Source organism: Caballeronia sp. BR00000012568055 (assembly GCF_029439455.1).
In the GTDB taxonomy this organism is placed as follows: domain Bacteria; phylum Pseudomonadota; class Gammaproteobacteria; order Burkholderiales; family Burkholderiaceae; genus Caballeronia.
The window spans coordinates 1-3,309 of the sequence record NZ_JAQFVG010000113.1; the positions used below are offsets into that span (position 1 = coordinate 1).

The window sequence follows — 3,309 nt, forward strand, 5'->3', positions numbered from 1 at the left end:
GATTTTCTCGCTATTCGCGTGACAGCAGTTTACGGCTTCGGGATGCGCAGTCCGATCCACATTAAGCCGATGGTCGAGAATTCCTTGCTCGGCAAACCTACCCGATTCGAGACGGGTGGAAAGATGAAGAGAGACTATACATACGTATTGGACTGTGCGGACGCCATAGCCACGGCAGTCGACGCTCCCGCGCTCCCTTTTGGCTCCCAGCGTGTTTTCAACGTCTCCGCAGGTAAGGTCTGTACGGTTTCGCAGGTTGCACAGATCGTGCGGAGTGCTATCCCTGGTGCACAAATCGAAGTCGGTTCCGAACTAACCGCATTGGAGGAGGCTAACCTAAAGATGCGCGCTCCACTTGACAACCGGTGCGCCGAAAGGCATCTAAATTGGAGCTCGAAATGGACGATTGAGGAAGGCGTCCGAGATTATGCCAACCGCTTCTCGCACTTCGCTCAGCGTGGCCATTCAGTGTGATTGCCTAGATCACAAATTGTGAGATTGGCGGCCCGCGTTTGCATTCACGAGAGACCGCCTTGGTCTTCACCATTTTACGGCAGGACGACGTATCTGGCCCTCCTCTTTCAGAGTAATAGCCGTCAAATGCTAACGCAACACGTTCAGTAGAGCCGCTGCGCTCTCCACCTGACGAAAGGTCCGAACTACACTAAGGCTTGCCTGGACATTGTCTGCGGAGATATTCGCTCTCCCTACAAGCGTGCGATATTTGGCCTCAACGTCGATCCAGTCGATCCCCAAGATCGCGGCACCCTTCGGGGCATAGACAGTTGCGGACGTCCTTTTTCCGGCTTTCGTCACAATAGTCACGCGCGCCCCGCCTTTGTATCGATCGAGATCACTTGTCGGCGGAGCAACCATACGCACCCTATCCAGAAGCATGCGAATCCGGGGGTCGGTAATTTTATCGGGGGAAGCATGGATCCACGAGAAGTCGCGGTCTGCCACTCCAGCAGCGGCGAAGAATATGGCGCTGTGGGCCATTCCAATGAGATCCGTTGGATTGTGTGGATTGGCAAAGCCAGCGTAGCCCGGCCTTGAGACCTCAATAAGCTCGACTTCCTCGGGTTCAACTTCAGCGTCTCGCGCAGCTTTGGCTGCCGCTTCGGCAACTCCGTGGTGGGGATGCCCCCCCGGCACAAGCTTGATGCCCATCTCCGTGAGAATATTCCACCTGGATCCGAAGTCGTTCGTGATAAGTGATGCATCCGCGTCTCTACCGAAGCAGTCGAAGAATCCGAGTTTCATCTCGAACAGCTCACGCTCAACTGTAAAGCCTCGTGCGGCCGCCAAAGCAGCTTGAACACCGGATGTGGCCGCCTGTCCCGCGTGATACTCTCGGGCCACACTCGTATCGGCGGCTGCATTTAGTCCGCCAACTGAAGTCGCGGTAATTAAAAGTGCCTGGGCCGTCTTGTCTACCGAGAGTCTCATGAGTCGGGCTCCCGCAGCAGCGCCAGCAAAAGCGGCGATGATACTTCCATGGAAGCCTTTGTCCTTGAAAGTGCACTGCATCACAGTGCTAATGCGACCCGCCGTCTCGTATCCAAGAACGATCGCCGCCACAATCTCCTCGCCGCTTGAGCAAAAGCGCTCGCCGACGGCTAAAGCACTGGCGCAAGCAGTTGTCCCTTGGTGGACAATGTTTCGCAAATCGCTGTCGTCCGACGCGGCGGCATCGCTCGCGACGGCGTTCACGCGCGCGGCGGCCACTGCGGGAAGCCGCACGGGGCCGTCGAACCATATCGTCGACTCTGGCTTACCTCCACGGTCAATCTCCAGTTGTCTGATGATGCTTGATGACGATAGATTGAATCCGACCGCGGCGCTCGCAATCGTGCTGGCGATTAACATTTCGCCGTAGTCCTTGGCTAACGAAGGCAGATCTTCAAACTTTGATTCTGTTATGAACTCGCCCAATCTCAATGCTACAGTCATGGTTCACTACTCCCGTCGGAAAACAACTACTTCCTTAGACTCACACTTGAGTATCAAACAACTGCCTACGGGGCCGAGAACGCGAGACTCATGACGTCTGCAAGCAGACAATAGCCTCGCTCATTAGAGTCAGAGCCCTTTCCGTAGACTGTTTATAACTCGATGCCGGCTTTGAAAGAATCGCCGGCGACTCGGCGCGACCAGTTCAAGCAGACGCCTTCCAACCGATCTTCTTTACTGCCTGGTCAACAAAGCGCATATCTAATACCTCATCGAGATGCAACGCTTTTGGATCAGACACTCCCGGAACCAGCTTCATGGTTACCCAAGCTTCGAGGCTCTGCCTTGTAACGTAGGGAAACTTGAATTGAGACCAATTTTGCTCCCATACGGATGCCCATACCGTCGGCTCGACGGTTGACGAAAACTGCGCCTTATACAAGGCCTCGCCTGCGTCTTTCTTGTTCTCAATGACGTAGCGAAGGCCTCGCGTATCTGCCCGTACGATGGCTGCATACAAGTCTGGATTCTGCTCAACGTCCGCGACCCGCGCTTCAATCAGATGGCCAGCAAGTGACTTGAACCCGGAGATTTCATCCTTGGAAACTGAGAGGAAGAACACCGCCCCAACCCGAGCGGCTGCAATGCTTGTCACTGGAGGCGTCGCAACCATTGCATCAATCGTGCCGTTCGCCATAGCTGCGATCATGTTCGAGGTCGATTGAAGGGGAACGATAGATGCGTCTGATGCCGGGTCGAGCCCACTTTGCGCAAGTACCTGTCGTGCGCAATAGTCGGTGATGCTGCCTGGAGACGTGACGCCACAACGCAATCCCTTGAAGTTCTTGACCGTCGAGAGTCTCTGTCCCAGCGGAGTGCTGTCACCCGTGATCGAATGCTTGGCAGCGTAAGATGGTGACACCATGAAATAGAGCTCGTTAAATGCGCTCTGGGCCATCAAGATCTTGAACTTCTGCCCTCTCGCAGCTGCGGCAAGAAGCTCGCCGGGCGCAGTGTAATAAGCATTTCCCGCACCCGAAACCAAAGCGGTCATTCCTGCCGGCCCGCTGCGGGTGTAGATTCTCTCCAAGGTCAAGCCTTCCTCTTTGTAATACCCCATCGTCTCAGCAAGGAAGTGCGGAGCCCAGGCCAGCAGCGGTCCACCACTACCCATGAGCATCGTCAAGTGATCGCCCGCTTTCGAGATAGCAGCACGTGGCAGCGCGAGACTCGCGCCGCCCGCGGCCGCCATTGCTAGGAATTGGCGCCGAGATACCTTGAAATCATTTGTGTTCATCTGCAGTCTCCGTTGCAAAGTTGAAGGATTCGGACGTGTCTGTGCGCCTTCTACTTTTC

General features: G+C 55.4%; 3 protein-coding genes. 1 reads left to right on the forward strand and 2 read right to left on the reverse strand.

Annotated elements, in window-relative coordinates:
* The coding region (locus P7F28_RS07215; RefSeq protein ID WP_277183832.1) for an NAD(P)-dependent oxidoreductase at window positions 1–474 on the forward strand (474 nt) is incomplete at its 5' end.
* Window positions 475–603: 129 nt separating this feature from the next.
* Here the strand turns inward: P7F28_RS07215 and P7F28_RS07220 are convergent.
* A complete protein-coding gene (locus tag P7F28_RS07220) occupies window positions 604–1,953 on the reverse strand; it encodes an MmgE/PrpD family protein (protein ID WP_277183833.1) in 1,350 nt (449 codons plus the stop codon).
* Between the two features lie 205 nt (window positions 1,954–2,158).
* Window positions 2,159–3,309: ABC transporter substrate-binding protein (locus P7F28_RS07225; RefSeq protein WP_277183834.1), on the reverse strand; the 1,151-nt coding region annotated here is incomplete at its 5' end.